The organism is Bifidobacterium margollesii (assembly GCF_002860355.1).
Lineage (GTDB): Bacteria > Actinomycetota > Actinomycetes > Actinomycetales > Bifidobacteriaceae > Galliscardovia > Galliscardovia margollesii.
This window is the reverse complement of record NZ_NMWU01000073.1, coordinates 1-2,112: the sequence shown is the minus strand read 5'-3', so window position 1 is coordinate 2,112 and position 2,112 is coordinate 1. Positions and strand designations below refer to the sequence as shown.

Genomic DNA, 2,112 nt, shown 5'->3' with positions numbered 1-2,112 from the left:
GCGCCCGTCCGCCCCGCAGCTCGGCATTGCTCCGTCGTCTGATTTTCGTCACCTAATAGTAACCGAACATCCGATCCGGGCTTCGTCTACGGCACCTCATCAGTCAGCTCGCCTGTCGGCGAGCCTGAGCCCTAGAAACGGCTCTGCCGTTTCCTTGACGGGTTCAGCCACAGATTCCGGCCTTCCCCTCCGAGGGGAAGGTGGACGGCGAAGCCGGACGGATGAGGTGGTCCGAGCCACGCATGAACCAAACACCAACCAATGAACTGCGCCCCAATTGTTAGACGCGGTTTATTAAGGGTACCTGATCAGGCTGCGAGGGACATACTCCGGAATTCCTCCGGGGTGCGTCCCTCCAGCCGTCTCTGGCGTCGTCTGGTGTTCCAGTGGATGATGTACTCGTTCAGACCGGTCTCGAACTCCTCGTAGGAGGCGAACTCGCGGCCGGTGTAGAACTCGTCCTTGAGATGGCCGAACACCTGCTCGGTCGCGGCGTTGTCGATGCAGTCGCCCTTCCTGCTCATGGACTGGCGTATGCCCAGTTCCGCGAGACGGTCGCGCCACCACCGGTGCTGGTACTGCCATCCCATGTCGCTGTGGAGCACGGGATCGACGCCCTCGGGCAGACGGTCCTCGAGCATGGCGAGCAGCCTTCGCTGCTGGGCGAGGTCGGGACGCCGGCTTACGTCCCAGGCGACGATCTCCTTCGATCCCATGTCGTAGACGGGCGCCAGGTACGCCTTGCCGCCGGCGACCCTGAACTCGGTGACGTCCGTGCCCAGCTTCATCCAGGGCCGGTCGGCCCCGAAGTCCCGCTTCAGCAGGTTCGGCACCCCCGCGCCCGTCCCGCCCCGGTACGAGCTGTACCTCCGGTACGGGTTCGGCCGGCGTATCCGGCATTCCAGACCCATGCGGCGCATGACCCTGAGCACGCTCTTGTGGCTCACCCTCACGCCGAACTCGTGCACGAGGCACATGCGCACCTGCCGGTGGCCGCACCCGTTCGGGGTGCGATGGAAGATCTCGGCGACCATCGGCTCGATGTCCGGCCGGGTGACGGCCGCCGGATGCGACAGGTGATGGTAGTACGTGCTCCTCGCCAGTCCGGCCGCCCTCAGCAGGTGGACGAGCCGGTATCCGAGCCCCGCCAGCGTCGAGACGATCACCGATTTCTCCCGGTTGGTGACTTCGACGCCAGCAGGGCGCGGGCTTTTTCCAGGTACGCGACCCTCGCCCTCAGGTACGCGTTCTCCTCCTCGAGGAGCTGCTCCCTCGTGGGAGCCGGTTTCGGTTTGGGCTTGGCGCCCCTGGGCCGGCCCTTCGGCTTCGGCCGCAGCGCGTCCGGGCCTCCCGCACGGTACTCGCGGCACCAGTTCTCGAGCGTCGTGATGCTCGCGATCCCGTACCGGGCCATGACCTCGGCCTTGGTCAGGCCGTGCTCCACGCGGTCGCGCGCCGCCGCGAGCTTCGTCCCGTAGTCGTATTTCCTGTTGCCGCGTTCTCCCATGAGCGCCGCCTCCCCGCCGATCCGGTACAACAACACCCATTTTTCCGCGGTCGACCGCGGCATGCAAACCCGTCCGGCCAGGGCCCTCGCCCCGATGCCCTGACGGATCAGGGCCAAGGCCGTCTTCCTGAACTCGTCGCCGTAATGGCGTCTGCGATCCCCGCACATGAGAAACCGCACCTCCGATCATCGAATCTGAATTACTCCAGTCCAACAATCGGGGTGCAGTTCACCAAGCACCAGCCACCTCATCAGTCAGCCTCCGGCTGACAGCTTCTCGGTGGTGTTGGTCGGCCTTTCGGCCGCGCTCTGTCCGCTCGCCTGTCGGCGAGCCTGAACCCTAGAAACGGCCCCGCCGTTTCCTTAACGGGCTCAGCCTCATCAGTCAGCTCGCCTGTCGGCTCGCCTGAGCCCTAGAAACGGCTCTGCCGTTTCCTTGACGGGCTCAGCCCACGGCGCACAGCCTACAGCTCGTAGGCGAAGGCCTCCCATGGNGCGAGCTTGCCGAACAGCAGATCCGCCGCCACCTGTTCGGCCGGATAGTTGCCGATCAGCACGCGGTCGGCGCTCGCACCGCCGATGATCGCCCCGGACATGTTCAGGCC

At 65.7% G+C, this 2,112-nt stretch carries 2 protein-coding genes; both read right to left on the bottom strand.

Features of this window, described 5'->3' with window-relative positions:
* Window positions 1-308 precede the first annotated feature (308 nt).
* The gene (locus Uis1B_RS11710; protein WP_101618401.1) at window positions 309-1,163 is read right to left on the bottom strand and encodes an IS3 family transposase; all 855 of its coding nucleotides are present in this window, start codon (window positions 1,161-1,163) and stop codon (window positions 309-311) included.
* Window positions 1,163-1,675 carry a helix-turn-helix domain-containing protein gene (locus tag Uis1B_RS11705; protein WP_101616300.1) on the bottom strand — a complete coding sequence of 171 codons (513 nt, stop codon included), beginning with the start codon at window positions 1,673-1,675 and terminating at the stop codon, window positions 1,163-1,165. The genes Uis1B_RS11710 and Uis1B_RS11705 overlap by 1 nt, the downstream gene beginning before the upstream one ends.
* Window positions 1,676-2,112: the final 437 nt, after the last annotated feature.